Consider the following 16,494-nt stretch of genomic DNA (forward strand, 5'->3'; position numbering starts at 1 on the left):
CTACGGCATCAACTGCCCGCCGTTGACCTCGATCACCTGCCCGACGACGTAGCTCGACAATGCCTCCGAGGCGAGGAACAGGTACGCGCCGACGCATTCCTCGGCGGTGCCGGTGCGTCCCTGCGGGATCGTCGCGATCATCGACTTCATCTGCTCCGCATTCGAGTAGCGCTCGTGGAACGGCGTGTCGATGACGCCCGGCGCCACCGCGTTGATGCGGATCCTGGCGCCGATGAATTCCTTCGAGAGGCCGTGCGTCATGCTCGACACGAATCCCTTGGACGAGGCGTAGAGCACGGAGCCGCCGCCGCCGCCCGAGCGCGCCGCGACCGAACTCGTGTTGATGATGAAGCCGCCGCCCGCCTGCTTGAGATGCGGGACCGCCGCCTGCGTCGCGACCCACACCGAGCGGGCGTTCAGGTCCATCACGTTGTCGTAGTGCTCGTCGGTGATCTCGCCCATAGGCTTCCGCCCGAGCATGCCGCCGGCGTTATTGATCAGGCCGTCGAGCCCGCCGAGCGCCTTGGCGGCGTCGTCGACCACCGCCCGGCTCCCCGCCGCGCTCCCCATGTCGCCGTGAACGAGCACGACGCTGCCGCCGGCTCTCTTGATCTCGGCCGCCACCGCCTCGGCCGCCTCGCGGCTGGCGTTGTAGTGGAGCGCGACTTTGGCGCCCTGCGCCGCGAAAGCCTTGGCGACGACCGCGCCGATGCCGGTCGAGGCGCCGGTGATGAGCACGCGCTTGCCGGCGAGGTCGGGAATGACGAGGGCAGCCATGGGTCTGATCCTGAGAAGAGGGGCGGGGCGGGGATTTATGCCCGCCGGCCCCCATACTTGGCAAACCGGGCGGCGCGGCGTTGGCTCACAGCGCCGCCTCGCCGATATCGGGCTTGCGCTCGCGCGGCCGCGCAATCCAGATGCCGGCGACGATCACGAGGCCGCCGACCGCCTGGAGCAGCGTCACCCGCTCGCTGAGGATGAGCCAGCCGAGCCCTGCGGCGGCCAGCGCCTCGAGGAAAATGACGAGCGAGGAAAACATCGCCGGCAGCGCGCCAAGCGCCACGGTCAGCAGCCCCTGGCCGCCGGCGTGGCTGACCCAGGCAAGCGCGATCAGGATCGCCCAGCCGCGAAAGTCCATCGGCAGGAAACGCTGCCCGAGAAAAAATTGCGCGCCCAGCGCAACCACCGCCAGCAGGACCGTCGTGATGACGCTCATGTAGAAAGTCACGAATGCCGCCCGGTGGCGCTCGCGCGCCTTCTCGACCGCCAGAAAATAGCCGCCGAAAAACACCGCGGTCGCCGCTGCCAGACCGTCGCCGACCAGCCGCTCCGGGGCGAGGGCAAACGACTGGCCGATGAGGGCCAGCCCGCCGAGCAGGCAGAGGCCCAGCCCGCCAAGCGCCGCCGCCGAGACGCGCCGGCGATAGACCAGCCAGCCGAAGATCACGACCCAGACCGGCGCCGTGGTGGCGAAGAAGGTGGCGTTGGCGACGGTCGTGTTGAGAATGGCGAGATGCCAGAAGAACAGGTCCGCCGTGAAGAACAGCGCGGTGGCGACGATCGGCCCCGAGAAGCGCGGCGACAGGTCGGGGGAGGGCGCCCGCGCCTCCTCGACCCGCATCCAGGCGTAGAGAACCGGAAGCGCGAGGAACACGCGGTAGAAGGCCGAGGCAAAGGGGCCGACGTCGGCAAGGCGGACGAAGATCGGCGAGACACCCATGGCGACGGCGCCGCCCAGCAGGGCGGCGAAGGCGGGCCAGAAGGCACCGCGCGGCGGCGCGGCGTCGGAAGCAGTCGCGGTCATGGCATCTCCGGAGGGCTCGGCCGATGTCGTTTAGAGGATTGCGCGCCCCGAATGAACCCCGTCGGCAGGGCCGGCCGGGCGTCTCGCCCGTCGCCATAGCGCATAGCGCACAGCCGCGACGCCATATTTCTTGAGTTTTGCCGGGATTCGGCGTCAACATCGCGCCCGGTCAGCCGAGTCGCTGGCCGGTGGCCGGTATCGGGCGTGCAGATACGTGACGCGGAAGACGCAGACCTTGACGGTCTCCAGGCGCTCGAGGCGCGGTCTTTCGCATCCGACCGCATCGCCCGCCGCAGTCTCAGGCGCCTCATCGACGGACCGAGCGCGAGCCTTCGCGTCGCCGTCAAGCGCGGGGAACTTCAGGGCTACCATCTGGTTCTGTTCCGGAAGGGTTCGTTGGTCGCCCGCCTTTATTCCATCGCTGTCGATGACAGGCACCGCGGTGCCGGTGTGGGCGCAAGCCTCCTCGCCGATGCCCTGTCGGTCGCGCGCGATCGCGGGTGCGATGTGCTGAGGCTCGAAGTGCGCGAAGACAACGCCGCCGCGATAAGCTTGTACGAGCGCCGCGGCTTCACGCCGATCGGGCGCTACGCCGACTACTACGCCGATGGCACTGACGCGCTGCGCTACGAGAAGACGTTGGCGACGGTGCGCAAGAGGCGGAGCAAGTGACCGTGGCCGACTGGGTCATCCTCGTCGACTCGCCGCGCGATTTTCCGAACGCCGACACGCCGCACAAGGTCATCACCACCAAGGATTACCTGGCGCGCACCAATCTCTTCCGCGGCTCGCGCCCGAAGATGATCAACCTGTCGCGCTCGTTCAACTATCAGAGCCGCGGCTACTACTGCTCGCTGCTCGCCGAGGCGCGCGGCCATCGCGTCATGCCCTCGGTCGAGACGATGGTCGACCTCGGCGCCCGCCAGCTTTACGCCCAGGCGCTGCCCGAGCTCGACGACTCGCTGTCGAAGGCCCTCGCCGCCGCCGAAGACAAGACCACGCCGCATCGGCTGCTCTCCTATTTCGGCACCATCGCCGACCATCGCTTCGATCGCTTCGGCCGCCTCCTGTTCGACTGGTTCCGCTGCCCGGTGCTGGAAGTCACGATCGAGAACGGCGGCCGCCCGCAGATCAAGAAGCTGGCAGCGCTGTCGATCACCAGACTGACGCCGGAGGAGCTGGTCGACTTCCACGCCGCGCTCCACAACCACACGACGCGCGAGTGGAAATCGAAGAAGGATCGCGCCACGCCGCGCTATTCCTTCGCGGTCCTCTACAATCCGCAGGAGGAACTGCCGCCTTCGAGCCTCGCCAGCCTCAAGCACTGGTCGCGCATTGCCGAAAAATTCGGCGTCGAAGTCGAGCCGATCACGCGCCGCGACCTGCCGCGCCTCGCCGAGTTCGATGCGCTGTTCATTCGCGAGACGACGTCGATCGACGACCACACCTACCGGTTCGCTCGCCGCGCCATGCAGGAAGGCATGCCGGTCATCGACGACCCGATCTCGATGATCCGCTGCACCAACAAGATCTACCTGCACGAGCTGATGACCTCTAACGGCATCGCCGTGCCGCCGACCGTCATCCTCGCCGGCATGCACGACCTGACGCGCGCCGCCGACGAGCTCGGCTTCCCGATGGTGCTGAAGGTGCCCGACTCGTCCTTCTCGCGCGGCGTCAAGAAGGTCGACAACGTCGCCGAACTGAACACGCTGGCTAAGGAATGGTTCGAGGACACCGACCTGCTGCTCGCCCAGCAGTTCATGCCGACGACGTTCGACTGGCGCGTCGGCGTGCTCGGCGGCAAACCGATTTTCGTCTGCCAGTACATGATGGCCAAGAAGCACTGGCAGATCGTCAAGCACGGCGCCGACGGCCACCTGATCGAGGGCGCGCACAACACCATCGCGCTGTCCGAGGCGCCGCCCGAGGTCGTCGACATCGGCCTGCGCGCCGCGCAACTGATCGGGCAGGGCCTCTACGGCGTCGATATCAAGCAGACGCCGCACGGCATCTTCGTCGTCGAGGTGAACGACAACCCGAACATCGAGCACGGCGTCGAGGACCAGGCCGAGAAGGACCAGGTCTGGATTGAACTGACGCGCTGGTTCACGGATCGGCTGGATAACTAGCGAGCCGAGGGCAGGAGAGACACCCCTCCCCAAAACCGCGATGCGGTTTTGGCCCTCCCGCAAGGGGAGGGCTCGACTCGTTGGAAGACCTGAACTCCGCTTGAACCCTCCCCTTGCGGGAGGGTCAAAACGCCGAAGGCGTTTTGGGGAGGGGTGTGCCGCAACAAACTCCGCCCCAGTAGCGCCGCCAAACCCAATCGCGTAGAAAGCGCGCGCCACAGCCGGTTTCCGGCCCATTTCCACTAAGAGCAACACCCGTGAGCGACGCCTGGAGCCCGGCCCATGCCGTGCCGCCGCCATTGCCCAACCCGGAGGACAGCGCGACGCGGAGCGCCTTCCGCCACGTCGGCTTCCGCAATTTCTGGATTGCGCGCTTCCTCGCCACGTTTGCCATCCAGATCGTCAGCGTCTCGATCGGCTGGCAGATCTATGCGCTGACCTCGAATCCGCTCGACCTCGGCCTCGTCGGCCTCGTCCAGTTTCTGCCCGCGCTGCTGCTCGTGCTGGTCACCGGCAACGTGTCGGACCGCTACAATCGCCGCGCCATCATGGGTCTCGGCCAGCTCGCCGAGGCGCTCGTCGCCGGCACCGTGCTGGTGCTCACCGTCTCGGGCCTGATCACGCCGACCTGGATCTTCGCGCTGCTCTTCGTCTTCGGCGTTTCGCGCGCCTTCATGAACCCCGCGTCGTCCTCCCTCGTCCCCAATCTCGTACCGCCGCAGGATCTGGCGAGCGCCATCGCGCTGTCGACGAGTTCCTGGCAGGTGGCCAACATTGTCGGCCCGGCGGTGGGCGGCCTGCTCTACGGCATCGGCCCGGGCGTCGCCTATTCGGTCGCGTTCCTTTTCTTCGTCGGCGCTACGGTGTTCATCGCGCTCGTCCCGAAGCCGGCGCAGAAGACGATGTCGGAGCCGCGCACGTGGACCACGGTCGTCGCCGGCTTCCGTTACGTCTGGCACGAGAAGGTCGTGCTCGGCGCTATCTCGCTCGACCTGTTCGCCGTGCTGCTCGGCGGCGCCGTCGCGCTGCTGCCCGCCTACGCCCGCGACATCCTGGTCACCGGCCCGTGGGGCCTCGGCGTGCTGCGCTCGGCGAGCGGCTTCGGCGCGATCCTCATGGCCGGCTACCTGACGCTCCGTCCGGTGCGCGATCGCGCCGGCGTGCTGATGTTCACCGCCGTCGCCTTCTTTGGCGTCTTCACCCTCGTCTTCGGCCTCTCGCGCTCGGTCTGGCTTTCCGCGCTGGCGCTGGCGCTCGCCGGCGCCGCCGACATGATCAGCGTCTACATCCGCGAGACGCTGCTCCAGCTCTGGACGCCGGACGAGGTGCGCGGCCGCGTCAACGCGGTGAACTCCGTCTTCATCGGCGCGTCGAACGAGCTCGGCGAATTCCGCGCCGGCACGGTGGCGGCCCTCATCGGCGTCGTCCCCGCCGTCGTCATGGGCGGCATCGGCACGCTTGCCGTCGCCGGATTGTGGGCGTGGTGGTTCCCCGACATCCGCCGCGTCCGAAGACTCGATCGCCGCGCCTAGCTCGCCGGCGGCCATACCGCCGTGTCGTGGTCCGGGTGCTGGCGGTTGGTCCGCCGTATCCGCTCGTAGCGTTCCGGCGCGTCGTCGCTGCCGGTCATTGTCTCGGGCAGCGTCAGTATCTCCGCGATCCACGACACGCGTCCTTCGACGCCGTATTGGTGCTCCGGCTTGATCCGCTCCGGCTCGTCGAGCGAGCCCAGCGACACCGAGATGCGCGGGCGGTCGTGAAACTGATAGGCGAGGGGAGTGCCGCAATCGCGGCAGAACCCGCGCTGAGCGCTGTCCGAGCTCTGGAACCACGCGAGCGCGCCGCGGGTGACTGCGAACTCCTCCGTGCGCACGCCGGCGAAGGCCCCGAAAATATTGCCGAACTGCTTCTGGCACATGCGGCAATAGCAGATGTTGGGGTGGGTCGGCGCGGCATGGAGCGCATAGCGCACCGCGCCGCACTGGCACCCGCCTGTGATCCTGATCGCTGCCATGCTTCCCCCCGCCGTGGTTTGCTTCCGTCAGTGCATCCTACGTACGGCCGGAGAACCGTCCACCGCCCGTTCAGTTGCGGTTCAGCCGCCGCGCCCGATTGTGGTGCACGAACAGGGAGACAGACCATGAGCCGCATCGCGTTTCTCGCCCTCGCCGGCCTCGTCGCGGCCGCCGTCCCCGCCCATGCCGAATTCTTCGGCTGGCAGGTCGCCAACGTCGAAAGCTGGGACGTGCTGAACGTCCGCGCCGCGCCGACTTCCGGCGCAGATATCCTCGTCGGCTACCCCAACGCCACGCCGCTCAGCCTGACCGGCAAATGCACCGGCGGCCTGAAGCTCGACAACATCAACGGCTGGCCGAAGGATCAGCAGGCATCAGCCGTGCGCTACCTGTGGTGCGAGGCCTGGGTCGATCCGGTCGGAAACGGCAACTGGCAGTCCGGCTGGGTATACGGAAAGTATATCGCGCCGCTGTAAGCTCCCTCCGCTCGTCCGCGCGAAAGCGGGGACTCACGCTCCAGCGAAAGCCCACGGCGCGACCATCCTTTGGCGCGTTACTGCCGTCGCCACGGCCCCCCGCTTTCGCGGGGATGAGCGGTGAGGGTGAGAATCCTCACGTTCGAATTTACCCGCCCTCAACCTGACCCATATAGCCCAGAAGCGGCCCGCACCGGCTGAAGGCTCCCCATGAACGCCATCGCTCCCGCCCTCGAACTCCGCGGGCTTGCCAAGACCTTCGACCGCCCGGCCGTCGACCATCTCGACCTGACCGTCCGCGCCGGCGAGTTTTACGCCCTGCTTGGCCCGAACGGCGCCGGCAAGACCACGACGCTCCGCATGGTCGTCGGTCTTCTCCGTCCCGACGACGGCAGCATCAAGGTGCAGGGCATCGACGCGCTCGCCGATCCCGTCGCCGCCAAGCGCCAGATGGCGTGGGTCTCCGACGAGCCGATGATCTACGACAAGCTGACGCCGCTGGAATATCTCGAATTCGTCGCCGGCCTGTGGGGCGTCGAGTCGGAAAAGGCCGAGGCGACCGCCAACCAGTTGATCGACTGGCTCGGCCTGCGTCCTCACGCCGACGAACGCTGCGAGGGCTTCTCGCGCGGCATGCGCCAGAAGGTGGCGCTCGCCGGCGCGCTCGTCCACGATCCATCGCTGATCATCCTCGACGAGCCGCTCACCGGCCTCGACGCCGGCACGGCGCGCCAGGTCAAGGACCTGCTGCAGGCGCGCGTCAAGGCCGGTGGCACGGTCATCATGACGACGCACATCCTGGAAGTCGCCGAGCGCATGGCCGAGCGGATCGGCGTGCTCACCAACGGCCGCCTCGTCGCCGAGGGCAACCTCGCCGAGCTGCGCCTGCGCGCCGGCCGCGGCGGCAGCCTCGAGGACGTGTTCCTCACCCTCGTCGGCGACAGCGCCGCGGCATGAGCGCGCCGCGCGAGGTTTCGCTAAGCTTCCTCGCCCGCCACGAGCTGCGCCTGTCGTGGCGTGACTGGCAGGCGATGCTCACTGCCGGCAATCGCCGCCGCCTCGGCGTCGCCGCGATCATCCTCACCGTCGTCGGTCTCCTCCTGCATCTGCCGGCCTACGCCGTCATCTCGCAGTTCGGCACGGCGCACCTCGCCGCCGACAAATCGACGCTGGTGACGACCTCGCTGATCCTGCTGCTGTTCGCCTCGCTGCTGCTCAGCCAGGCAATGGAATCGGTCACCCGCACGCTCTATTCGCGCGGCGATCTCGATCTGGTTCTGTCGTCGCCGCTCACCTCGCTCCGCCTGTTCTCCATGCGCATCGCCACCAACGCGCTGCTCGTCGCGCTGATGGCGCTGGCATTGTCGGCGCCCGTCATCGACACGCTGGCGCTGATCGGCGGGCCGCATTGGCTCGCCGCCTATGGCGTGGCGCTGTCGATCGGCATCTTCGCCGCCGCGCTGGCCGTGGCGATCACGCTCGTCCTGTTCCGCGTTCTGGGGCCACGCCGCACGCGCCTCGTCGCGCAGGTCGTTGCCGCGGTCATCGGCGCCGCCTTTGCCATCGGCATCCAGGTCGTCGCCATCCTCAGTTATGGCTCGGTCACGCGCCGCGCCTTCGTCGCGTCCGACGACATGGTCGCCGCCGCCCCCGACGCATCGAGCTGGCTCTGGCTTCCCGCCCGCGCCGCGCTCGGCAATTTCCCCGCGCTTGCCGTCGTCCTGGTCGCCGCGCTGGTGATCCTAGCGCTGGTCATCCTCATCTTCGCACCGCGCCTCGGCGAGCATTCCTTGGCCGCCACCGATCTGCCCGCCGTTCACCGCCAGCGCCGCGTCCGCGCCTTCCACACCGCTTCGCCGGCGGCGGCGATGCGGCGCAAGGAGTGGCTGCTGCTCCGCCGCGATCCGTGGCTGGTGTCGCAGACGCTGACCCAGTTGCTCTACCTCGTGCCGCCCGCGCTGCTGCTGGCGCAAAACTTCAGCGACACCGCCGGCATACTGGTGGTCGTCGTCATGGTGCTGGTCACGGTCGGCGGCCAGCTCGCCGGCGCGCTGGCGTGGCTGGCGATCTCCGGCGAGGACGCGCCCGAGCTGGTCCGCACCGCCCCGGTCGCGCCCGGCGCCGTGACGCGCGCCAAGGTCGAGGCCGTGATGGGCGCCGTCGCGGTCGCGCTCGGCCCGCTCGTCCTCGGCATCGTGTTCCTCTCGCCGCTTCACGCCCTGATCGCCGCCGCTGGCCTGGCGCTGGCCGGCGCCTCGACCATCCGCATCCAGCTTTGGTTCCGCGCCCAGGCCAAGCGCAGCCACTTCCGCCGCCGCCACACCTCGTCGCGCATCGCCACCTTCGGCGAAGCGCTGGTGTCGTTCTCGTGGGCAGGCGCCGCCGGCCTCGCCGCCGCCGGCACCTGGCTCGCCGCCTTCAGCGCCGCGATCGCGCTGATCATTCTCGCCGTCGTCCGCGTCGTCAGCCCGCGCAAGGCCGAAGCCTAGTCGCACTCCACCCCGCTTGACCGCGACAGCGCACCGAGATAGTTAAGTGTATGCTTAACTATCAGACGACGCCGATCGACCGCATGTTCCACGCCCTCGCCGAGCCGACGCGCCGCCTGATGGTCGAGCGACTGTCGCGTGGACCCGCATCGGTGAGCGACCTCGCCAGGCCGTTCGCCATCTCGCTGCCGGCGATCGTCCAGCATCTCGCGGTGCTGGAGGAATCCGGGCTGGTGAAGAGCGAGAAGGTCGGCCGCGTCCGCACCTGTCGCCTCGAACCGAAGGGACTGCAGATGGCCGAACGCTGGATCAGCGAACGTCGGCAATTGTGGGAACGCCGCCTCGATCGGCTGGGCGAGTTCCTCGCTGCCGAAGACGAACCGAAGGGAAAAGGAAAATGACCGAACGCACCGCCACCCACTCCACGTTCGTGCTGGAGCGCGTCTATCCCGTCGCGCCGGCGCGCGTTTTCAACGCCTTCGCCGATCCCAAGGCCAAGGCGAAATGGTTCGGCCCGCCGCCCGATGCCGGCTGGGGCACCGAGAAGCAGACGCTGGATTTCCGCGTCGGCGGCCTTGAGACCAGCATCGGCGGCCCGAAGGGTGGGCCGGTGATCTCGTTCCGCGCCACCTATCAGGACATCATCCCCGACCAGCGCATCATCTACACCTACGACATGGACATCGACGGCAAGCGCATCTCCGTGTCGCTGGCGACCATCGAGTTCACGCCAGAAGGCAGCGGCACGCGCCTCAAGCTGACCGAGCAGGGCGTCTATGTCGACGGCTTCGACGATCCCGGCATCCGCGAGAAGGGCACCAAGGATCTGCTCGACGCGCTCGGCCGCTCGCTGGCGAACTGAGCGGAGGCAAGCATGGGCAAGATCATCGTATCGTCCCTCATCAGCATCGACGGCTTCGCCGCCGCGCCGAACGGCGAATTCGTGCCGCCGGAGCCGACGGCGGATCTGTTCCGCCACTTCATCGAGCCGAACATGCAGAGCGGCATCTTCATCTATGGCCGCGTCACCTACGAGTTCATGGTCGGCTACTGGACGTCATCTGCCGCTGACCCGACGGAAGCGGCGAAGCTCGCCGCTATGCGCAAGTTCGTCTACTCGAAGACGCTGCAGAACGCCGATTGGGGCCGCGTCACCATCTCGCGCGGCGATGACCTCGCCGCCGACGTCGCCGCCATGCGCCGTGAGACCGACAAGGACCTGACGATCCTCGGCAGCGCGACGCTGGTCAACGCGTTCCTCCGCGCCGGCCTCGTCGATGCCCTTCATCTGCTGGTAAATCCGATGACGCTCGGCGCCGGCACGCCGCTCTTCCAGGGCGGCCACGACCGCACCAGGTGGAAGCTGACCGGCGCCCGCCCGTTCGACACGGGCGCCGTCCTGCTCAACTACGACCGCGCCTAGGGCTGACGCTTATCGCCGTTGACGACGGTGTATTCCGCGTCGATGACGCGCGGCGCGCTGGCCTTCCGCCGCGCCGCGTCCGCCGCCATCAGCTTGTTGATCCGCCAGCGCCCGATGAGCACGGCGACCAGCGCCACCGGCAGCAGGATGAGGAACAGCCCGACCGAGGCGATGATCAACGCGGTTATCGCCGCGAGGCCAAGGACGGTAACCAGCGTAACCCCGAGCCGCCCACGCCAGCCGAGATCGCCGAAATTGAGATTGTACAGCGCCATGGGAATGGATGTGGAGGCGAGGGGGCGCGGGCGCAAGAAAAATCGGAAGGGCGCGGTGTCGCGCCGCCGTCACCCCTCGCTCTGCTGTCATCCTTCGGCGGCGCGCAGCGCCGACCGGAGGACCAGTCTCAGCACACATCTCGCGCCGAGATAGGCCGCGAGTGGTCCTCCGGTCGAGGCCTGCAGCCTCGCCGAAGGATGACAGTGAGGGGAGGAGAGGCCCTGCGCCTGCCTAAACGTCCAGATTCGCGACGTTCAGCGCGTTGGTCTGGATGAACTCCCGCCGCGGCTCGACCTCGTCGCCCATCAGCCGGCCGAACAGGTCGTCCGCGTCGTCGGCTTCCTTTATCTTCACCTGCAGGAGCGTCCGCGCTTCCGGGTCGAGCGTGGTTTCCCAGAGCTGCTCGGCGTTCATCTCGCCCAGCCCCTTGTAGCGCTGTAGCGACAGGCCCTTGCGGCCGGCGCCGGTGATCGCCGCGTAGAGGTCGCGCGGGCCGTGGACGACCGTCTCGTCGTCCTTGCGCACCAGCCGGGCGAACTTGCCGTAGATCGGCTGGAGCTTCGGCGTGTACTGGTCGAGCTTGCGGGCGTCGGCGGAATCCAGAAGCGCCGGGTCGATAACCGCGACTTCCTTGACGCCGCGCACCTCGCGCTCGAAGCGGAAGCCGGTGTCGGGCGAGAAGGAGCCGACCCAGCCCCGCTCGGTATCGTCGGAAACCAGATCGAGCCGCTTGGCGACATACGCCGCCGCGGTATCCGCCGCCGCCGTATCGGAAAGGATCGGCGGGTTGAGCGCGCCGGCGATCGCCACCTGCTCGACGACCGAGCGGTTGTAGCGCGAGTGGATGCCGTTCAGCACGCCGACGAAGCCGCGCGCGTCGTTGACGATCTCGGCGAGGTCCGCCCCGCCGCGCTCGTCGCCGCGCGACAGCTTGAGGATCGAATCCGCCGTGCCGGTCGAGATCAGGTAATCCTCGAGCGCGCGCTCGTCCTTGATGTAGGACTCCGACGTGCCCTTCTTGACCTTGTAGAGCGGCGGCTGCGCGATGAAGACATGGCCGCGCTCGATCAGCGGGCGCATCTGACGGTAGAGAAAGGTGAGCAGCAGCGTCCTGATGTGCGCGCCGTCGACGTCGGCGTCGGTCATCAGGATGATCTTGTGATAGCGCAGCTTGTCGGGATCGAACTCGTCGGTGCCGACGCTGGTGCCGAGCGCGGTGATCAGTGTGCCGATCTGCTCCGACGAGATCATCTTGTCGAAGCGCGCGCGCTCGACGTTGAGGATCTTGCCGCGCAGCGGCAGCACGGCCTGGTTCTCGCGGTTGCGCCCCTGCTTGGCGGAGCCGCCGGCCGAGTCGCCCTCGACGATGAACAGTTCCGACTTGGCCGGGTCGCGCTCCTGGCAGTCCGCCAGCTTGCCGGGCAGCGAGGCCATGTCGAGCGCGCCCTTGCGCCGCGTCAGCTCGCGCGCCTTCCGCGCCGCCTCGCGTGCGGTCGCGGCCTCGATGACCTTGCCGACGATCAGCTTCGCTTCCGCCGGGTGTTCCTCGAACCACGTGCCGAGGCCATCGTTGGTGAGGTTTTCGACCACCGGCCGCACCTCGGAGGAAACCAGCTTGTCCTTGGTCTGCGAGGAAAATTTCGGGTCCGGAACCTTTACCGACAGGACGGCGGTCAGGCCCTCGCGGCAATCGTCGCCGGTGAGCGCGATCTTCTCCTTGCGCGTCGAGCCCTGCTTGTCGGCGTAGCTGGTCACCTGGCGCGTCAGCGCGCCGCGGAAGCCGGCGAGATGGGTGCCGCCGTCGCGTTGCGGGATGTTGTTGGTGAAGCAGAGGACGTTCTCGTGATACGAGTCGTTCCACTGCATCGCGACCTCGACGGTGATGCCGTCCTTCTCGGCGCGGAAATAGATCGGCGCGCTCATGATCGGCTTCTTGGCGCGGTCGAGATACTTGGCGAAGGCCTGCAGCCCACCCTCGTACATCATCGTCTCGGTCTTCGGCTCGACGCCGCGCTTGTCGGTCAGCACGATCTTGACGCCGGAGTTCAGGAACGCGAGCTCGCGCAGGCGATGCTCCAGCGTCGAATAGTCGAATTCGATGTGCGTGAAGGTCTCGGGCGAGGGCGTGAAGGTCACCTCGGTGCCGTTCCGCCCCTTCCATTCGCCGACGACTTTGAGCGGCGCGTCGGGCACGCCGTCCGTGAACGTCATCTCGTGGACGTGGCCATCGCGCCAGATGCGCAGCGTCAGCTTCGACGACAGCGCGTTGACGACGGAGACGCCGACGCCATGCAGGCCGCCGGAAACCTTGTACGAGTTTTGGTCGAACTTACCGCCGGCGTGGAGCTGGGTCATGATGACCTCGGCTGCCGATACGCCTTCGCCCTTGTGGATGCCGGTCGGGATGCCGCGGCCGTTGTCCCACACCGTCACCGAGCCGTCGGAGTTGAGCGTCACGGACACCGCGTCGGCATGGCCGGCCAGCGCCTCGTCGATGCCGTTATCGACGACTTCGTAGACCATGTGGTGCAGGCCGGAGCCGTCGTCGGTATCGCCGATGTACATGCCCGGCCGCTTGCGCACGGCATCGAGGCCCTTGAGGACCTTGATCGACTCGGCGCCGTATTCAGCCTCGCGCTCGGCGATAGGCTTCATCTCATTCATTCCGGATTCCATCTCGATACGGGAGCGTTTTCGGGGCCGTCGGAGCGGGCCAAACGCGGATAAATGCAGACCCCAGAATCACTGCGTTTTATATAGCATCGAAGGGGCCGAATTTCGAGGGTTTTTCAGGAATTTAGCCCCGAATCGGCTAAGCCGAATCGGCAGGATTCCTAGGGTTTTTGGACCCCGATTTTCAGGCGCCCGGAAAGGCGGCAACCGCCTTCAGAAACTGGCTTCCGTAGCGCGCCAGTTTGGCCTCGCCGACACCGTGCACGAGCTTCATGTCGTCGGCGTTCCGCGGCCTCAGCCGGGCCATGTCGATCAGCGTCCGGTCGGCAAAAACCATATACGCGGCGATGCCTTCCTTGCGCGCGATCTCGAGCCGCAACGCGCGCAGATGCTCGAACAGCGCGTTGCCGGCCGCATCGAGTTCCGCCATAGCCGCGCCGCGCTCGCGCCGCGACTGCCGCCGCGCCGTCTCGACCACGAGCCGCAGCGATACCTTCTCGCTGCCCTTGAGGATCGCAACGCCGGACTCGGTAATGCGGAAGCCGCCGTGCTCGGCGCTCGTCTCGGCCAGCGCGCCCGAGGCGTAGAGCTGGCGCACCACGGTCTGCCAGGCACGCTTCGATTTCTCCTTGCCGACGCCGAAAGTCTTGAGCGAGTCGTGCCCGTGGCGACGGATCGCGTCGGTCGCCTCGCCGGTGAGCACGTCGGCAAGATGCGCCGCGCCGAACCGCTCGCCGGTGCGCACCACCGCCGACAGCACCTTCTGCGCGTCGATCGTTGCGTCGTAGTTGGTCGCCTCGCCGCGGCAGAGATCGCAATGCCCGCAGCGCTCGCTGGCCTCGCCGAAATACGACAGCAGCGCCTGGCGCCGGCAGAGCGCCGACTCGCAGAGGTCGATCATCGATGACAGCCGCTTCATCTCGATGCGCCGCTGCTCGGGCGAGATTTCCTTCTCGGCGATCTGCCGGCGGCGAAGCGCCATGTCTTCGGCGCCGTAGAGCGTCAGCGTCTCGGCCGGCAGCCCGTCGCGCCCGGCGCGGCCGATCTCCTGGTAGTAGGCCTCGATGCCGCCCGGCATGTCGGCGTGCACGACATAGCGCACGTCCGGCTTGTTGATGCCCATGCCGAACGCGACGGTCGCGACCATTACGATGCCGTCCTCGGTCAGGAACGCGTCCTGGTTTTCGGAGCGCACCGACTGATCGAGCCCCGCGTGATAGGGCAGGGCGCGGTGGCCCTGCTTGGCGAAACTTGCGGCGAGGCTCTCCGCCTTGGCCCGCGAGGCGGTGTAGACGATGCCGCTCTGGCCTTTGCGGCCGGCGATGAAATCGGCGATCTGCTCGCGCGGCCGATCCTTGGCGGCGAAGCGGAGATCGATGTTCGGCCGGTCGAACGAATGCAGGAACGACAGCGGCGGCTTGTCGAACAGTTGCGCCGCGATGTCGGCGCGCGTCGCGTCGTCCGCGGTGGCGGTCAGCGCCAGCGTCGGCAGGCGGCCGAGCGCCTTCTTCGCGGCGGCGAGCGTCCGGTATTCCGGGCGGAAATCGTGGCCCCACTGCGAGACGCAGTGCGCCTCGTCGATCGCCAGCCGCCGCGCCCCGGCGCGCGCCAGGCGCTCCGCGAAGCCGCCGATCGCCAGCCGCTCGGGCGAGACGAACAAAAGCCGCAGCGTGCCATTCTCGAGCCGGTCCCACGCCGCATCGGTGTCGCGCGGATCGTTGTGCGAGTTGAGCGTTGCCGCCTCGACGCCGAGGCTCGCCATCTGCCCGACCTGGTCGCGCATCAGCGCGATCAGGGGCGACACGACGACGGTAAGCCCGCCGTCGAGGATCGCGGGAAGCTGGTAGCACAGCGACTTGCCCGAGCCCGTCGGCATCACGGCCAGCACGTCGCGGCCGGCGAGCACCGCCTCGATGATCTCCGCCTGGCCGGGGCGGAAGGCGTCGTAGCCGAACACGCTCTTCAGCGTCGCCGCCGCCCGTTTCATGTCGCCGCTCATGCTGGCGTTACCGTTGCTTCGCGAACCGTGAAGCGTTCGGCACGCTCGCCGAGCGGTGCGAAGACATTGGCGTCGGTGCCGGTCATGAACGCCTGGCAGGCGAGATCGTCGAGCACGGCGAACAGCGCCGCGCGCCGCACCTCGTCGAGATGCGCCGCGATTTCGTCAAGCAGCACGATCGGCGTCTCGCCGGTGAGTTGCGCCGTGAGGCGAGCCTCGGCAAGCGTCAGCCCGATCAGCAGCGCCTTCTGCTCGCCGGTCGAACACGTCTCCGCTGCCACCTGCTTCCGCCCGTGGCGGACGCGAAGGTCGGAACGATGCGGCCCGCGGAGAGTGCGGCCGGCAGCGGCGTCGACCGGCCGCTCACCCGCGAGCTCCGACGCGTAGAGGCCCTCGACCGTGCTCGCCGAGTTGCCGTCGAGTTCGTGCTCCAGCGTTCCCTCGAGCTGGATCTCCGCCCACGGGAAGGGCGAGTCGCGGTCGGCCGCCGCAATCAGCCCGGCGATGAGGCTCGCCCATTCGCGCCTTGCCGCTGCGATGGCGACGCCGAGTTCCGCCATCTCTGTTTCGATCGCGTCGAGCCACTCGCCGTTGCGGTCCGGACCACTATCGACCAGCAGGCGGTTCCGCCCGCGCATCGCCTTCTCGAACGCGTTGACGCGCGTGCCGTGCCCCTTGTCGATGGCGAGCACGGCGCGGTCGAGGAAATGGCGCCGGTCCGCGGCCGGACCGGTGAACAGGCCATCCATCGCCGGCGTCAGCCACAGCACGCGCAGATGCTCGATCAGCGCATCGGTCGAGCGGGCAGCGGCGCGATTGACCCGCACGGAACGCCGCGTCTCCGGCCCCTCGGCGCCCAGCGCGATGCCGGTGCCGATATCGACAAATCCCGACGTGTTCTCAACTGTGACCGCAACCGCCCACGCCCCATCGCCCGGCCGGCGCGCCACCTCCTCGAGGTTAGCGCGGCGCAAGCCGCGGCCGGGCGCCAGAAACGACACCGCCTCGAGCAGGTTGGTCTTGCCGGCGCCGTTCGGCCCCGTCAGCACGACCGAGCGGCCGTCGAGCGGCAGGGTCAGCGTGGCGTAGTTGCGGAAGCCGGTAAGCTTAAGCGAACGAAGCGCGGTGGGGACGGAATCGGACATCGTCCCCGCGTTATAGATTATCCCATCCGCGATTTGGCCCCATTCCCTTGGCTTGTTTTGGG

General features: G+C 68.0%; 16 protein-coding genes. 9 read left to right on the forward strand and 7 right to left on the reverse strand.

Annotated elements, in window-relative coordinates; all coding sequences use genetic code 11:
* Both WDM94_02950 and WDM94_02955 read right to left on the reverse strand, forming a co-directional pair.
* On the reverse strand, positions 1-777 hold the full coding sequence (locus tag WDM94_02950) for an SDR family oxidoreductase (protein ID MEJ0011582.1): 777 nt from the start codon (positions 775-777) through the stop codon (positions 1-3).
* A gap of 85 nt (positions 778-862) precedes the next feature.
* Complete coding sequence (locus tag WDM94_02955) at positions 863-1,804, reverse strand: DMT family transporter (GenBank protein ID MEJ0011583.1); 942 nt, start codon at positions 1,802-1,804, stop codon at positions 863-865.
* Between the two features lie 204 nt (positions 1,805-2,008).
* Between WDM94_02955 and WDM94_02960 the strand changes: the two genes are divergently transcribed.
* The 3 genes from WDM94_02960 (at position 2,009) to WDM94_02970 (ending at position 5,468) form a co-directional block, all read left to right on the forward strand.
* On the forward strand, positions 2,009-2,476 hold the full coding sequence (locus WDM94_02960; protein ID MEJ0011584.1) for an N-acetyltransferase: 468 nt from the start codon (positions 2,009-2,011) through the stop codon (positions 2,474-2,476).
* A 2-nt stretch (positions 2,477-2,478) separates the two neighbouring features.
* Positions 2,479-3,936 (forward strand): RimK family protein, encoded by a 1,458-nt coding sequence (locus tag WDM94_02965; GenBank protein MEJ0011585.1) that lies wholly within the window; start codon positions 2,479-2,481, stop codon positions 3,934-3,936.
* A 299-nt stretch (positions 3,937-4,235) separates the two neighbouring features.
* Positions 4,236-5,468, forward strand: a complete 1,233-nt coding sequence (locus tag WDM94_02970) for an MFS transporter (GenBank protein ID MEJ0011586.1) — start codon at positions 4,236-4,238, stop codon at positions 5,466-5,468.
* Here WDM94_02970 and WDM94_02975 read toward each other — a convergent pair.
* Positions 5,465-5,950, reverse strand: a complete 486-nt coding sequence (locus WDM94_02975; protein MEJ0011587.1) for a GFA family protein — start codon at positions 5,948-5,950, stop codon at positions 5,465-5,467. The two genes, WDM94_02970 and WDM94_02975, sit on opposite strands and share 4 nt — an antisense overlap.
* Before the next feature lie 126 nt (positions 5,951-6,076).
* On the opposite strand from WDM94_02975, the gene WDM94_02980 reads away from it, so the two are divergent.
* The 6 genes from WDM94_02980 (at position 6,077) to WDM94_03005 (ending at position 10,339) form a co-directional block, all read left to right on the forward strand.
* Positions 6,077-6,427, forward strand: coding sequence for an SH3 domain-containing protein (locus tag WDM94_02980; GenBank protein MEJ0011588.1), 351 nt, complete (start codon positions 6,077-6,079; stop codon positions 6,425-6,427).
* Between the two features lie 210 nt (positions 6,428-6,637).
* Entirely contained in the window at positions 6,638-7,384 is a 747-nt protein-coding gene (locus tag WDM94_02985; protein MEJ0011589.1) for an ABC transporter ATP-binding protein, read from the forward strand.
* Positions 7,381-8,916, forward strand: a complete 1,536-nt coding sequence (locus tag WDM94_02990) for a permease (protein ID MEJ0011590.1) — start codon at positions 7,381-7,383, stop codon at positions 8,914-8,916. The genes WDM94_02985 and WDM94_02990 overlap by 4 nt, the downstream gene beginning before the upstream one ends.
* A gap of 50 nt (positions 8,917-8,966) precedes the next feature.
* Positions 8,967-9,317, forward strand: coding sequence for a metalloregulator ArsR/SmtB family transcription factor (locus WDM94_02995; GenBank protein MEJ0011591.1), 351 nt, complete (start codon positions 8,967-8,969; stop codon positions 9,315-9,317).
* Positions 9,314-9,778 (forward strand): SRPBCC family protein, encoded by a 465-nt coding sequence (locus WDM94_03000; protein MEJ0011592.1) that lies wholly within the window; start codon positions 9,314-9,316, stop codon positions 9,776-9,778. The genes WDM94_02995 and WDM94_03000 overlap by 4 nt, the downstream gene beginning before the upstream one ends.
* Before the next feature lie 12 nt (positions 9,779-9,790).
* On the forward strand, positions 9,791-10,339 hold the full coding sequence (locus tag WDM94_03005; protein ID MEJ0011593.1) for a dihydrofolate reductase family protein: 549 nt from the start codon (positions 9,791-9,793) through the stop codon (positions 10,337-10,339).
* On the opposite strand, the gene WDM94_03010 is transcribed toward WDM94_03005, so the two are convergent.
* From WDM94_03010 to recF, 4 genes are all read right to left on the reverse strand, one after another.
* On the reverse strand, positions 10,336-10,614 hold the full coding sequence (locus WDM94_03010) for a hypothetical protein (protein ID MEJ0011594.1): 279 nt from the start codon (positions 10,612-10,614) through the stop codon (positions 10,336-10,338). The two genes, WDM94_03005 and WDM94_03010, sit on opposite strands and share 4 nt — an antisense overlap.
* 232 nt (positions 10,615-10,846) lie before the next feature.
* Positions 10,847-13,270, reverse strand: a complete 2,424-nt coding sequence (gyrB, locus tag WDM94_03015; protein MEJ0011595.1) for a DNA topoisomerase (ATP-hydrolyzing) subunit B — start codon at positions 13,268-13,270, stop codon at positions 10,847-10,849.
* Positions 13,271-13,472: 202 nt separating this feature from the next.
* Positions 13,473-15,287, reverse strand: coding sequence for a DNA helicase RecQ (recQ, locus tag WDM94_03020; GenBank protein MEJ0011596.1), 1,815 nt, complete (start codon positions 15,285-15,287; stop codon positions 13,473-13,475).
* Complete coding sequence (gene recF / locus WDM94_03025; GenBank protein MEJ0011597.1) at positions 15,284-16,432, reverse strand: DNA replication/repair protein RecF; 1,149 nt, start codon at positions 16,430-16,432, stop codon at positions 15,284-15,286. The genes recQ and recF overlap by 4 nt, the downstream gene beginning before the upstream one ends.
* Between the last annotated feature and the right edge of the window lie 62 nt (positions 16,433-16,494).

The organism is Bauldia sp. (assembly GCA_037200845.1).
Classification (GTDB): domain Bacteria; phylum Pseudomonadota; class Alphaproteobacteria; order Rhizobiales; family Kaistiaceae; genus DASZQY01.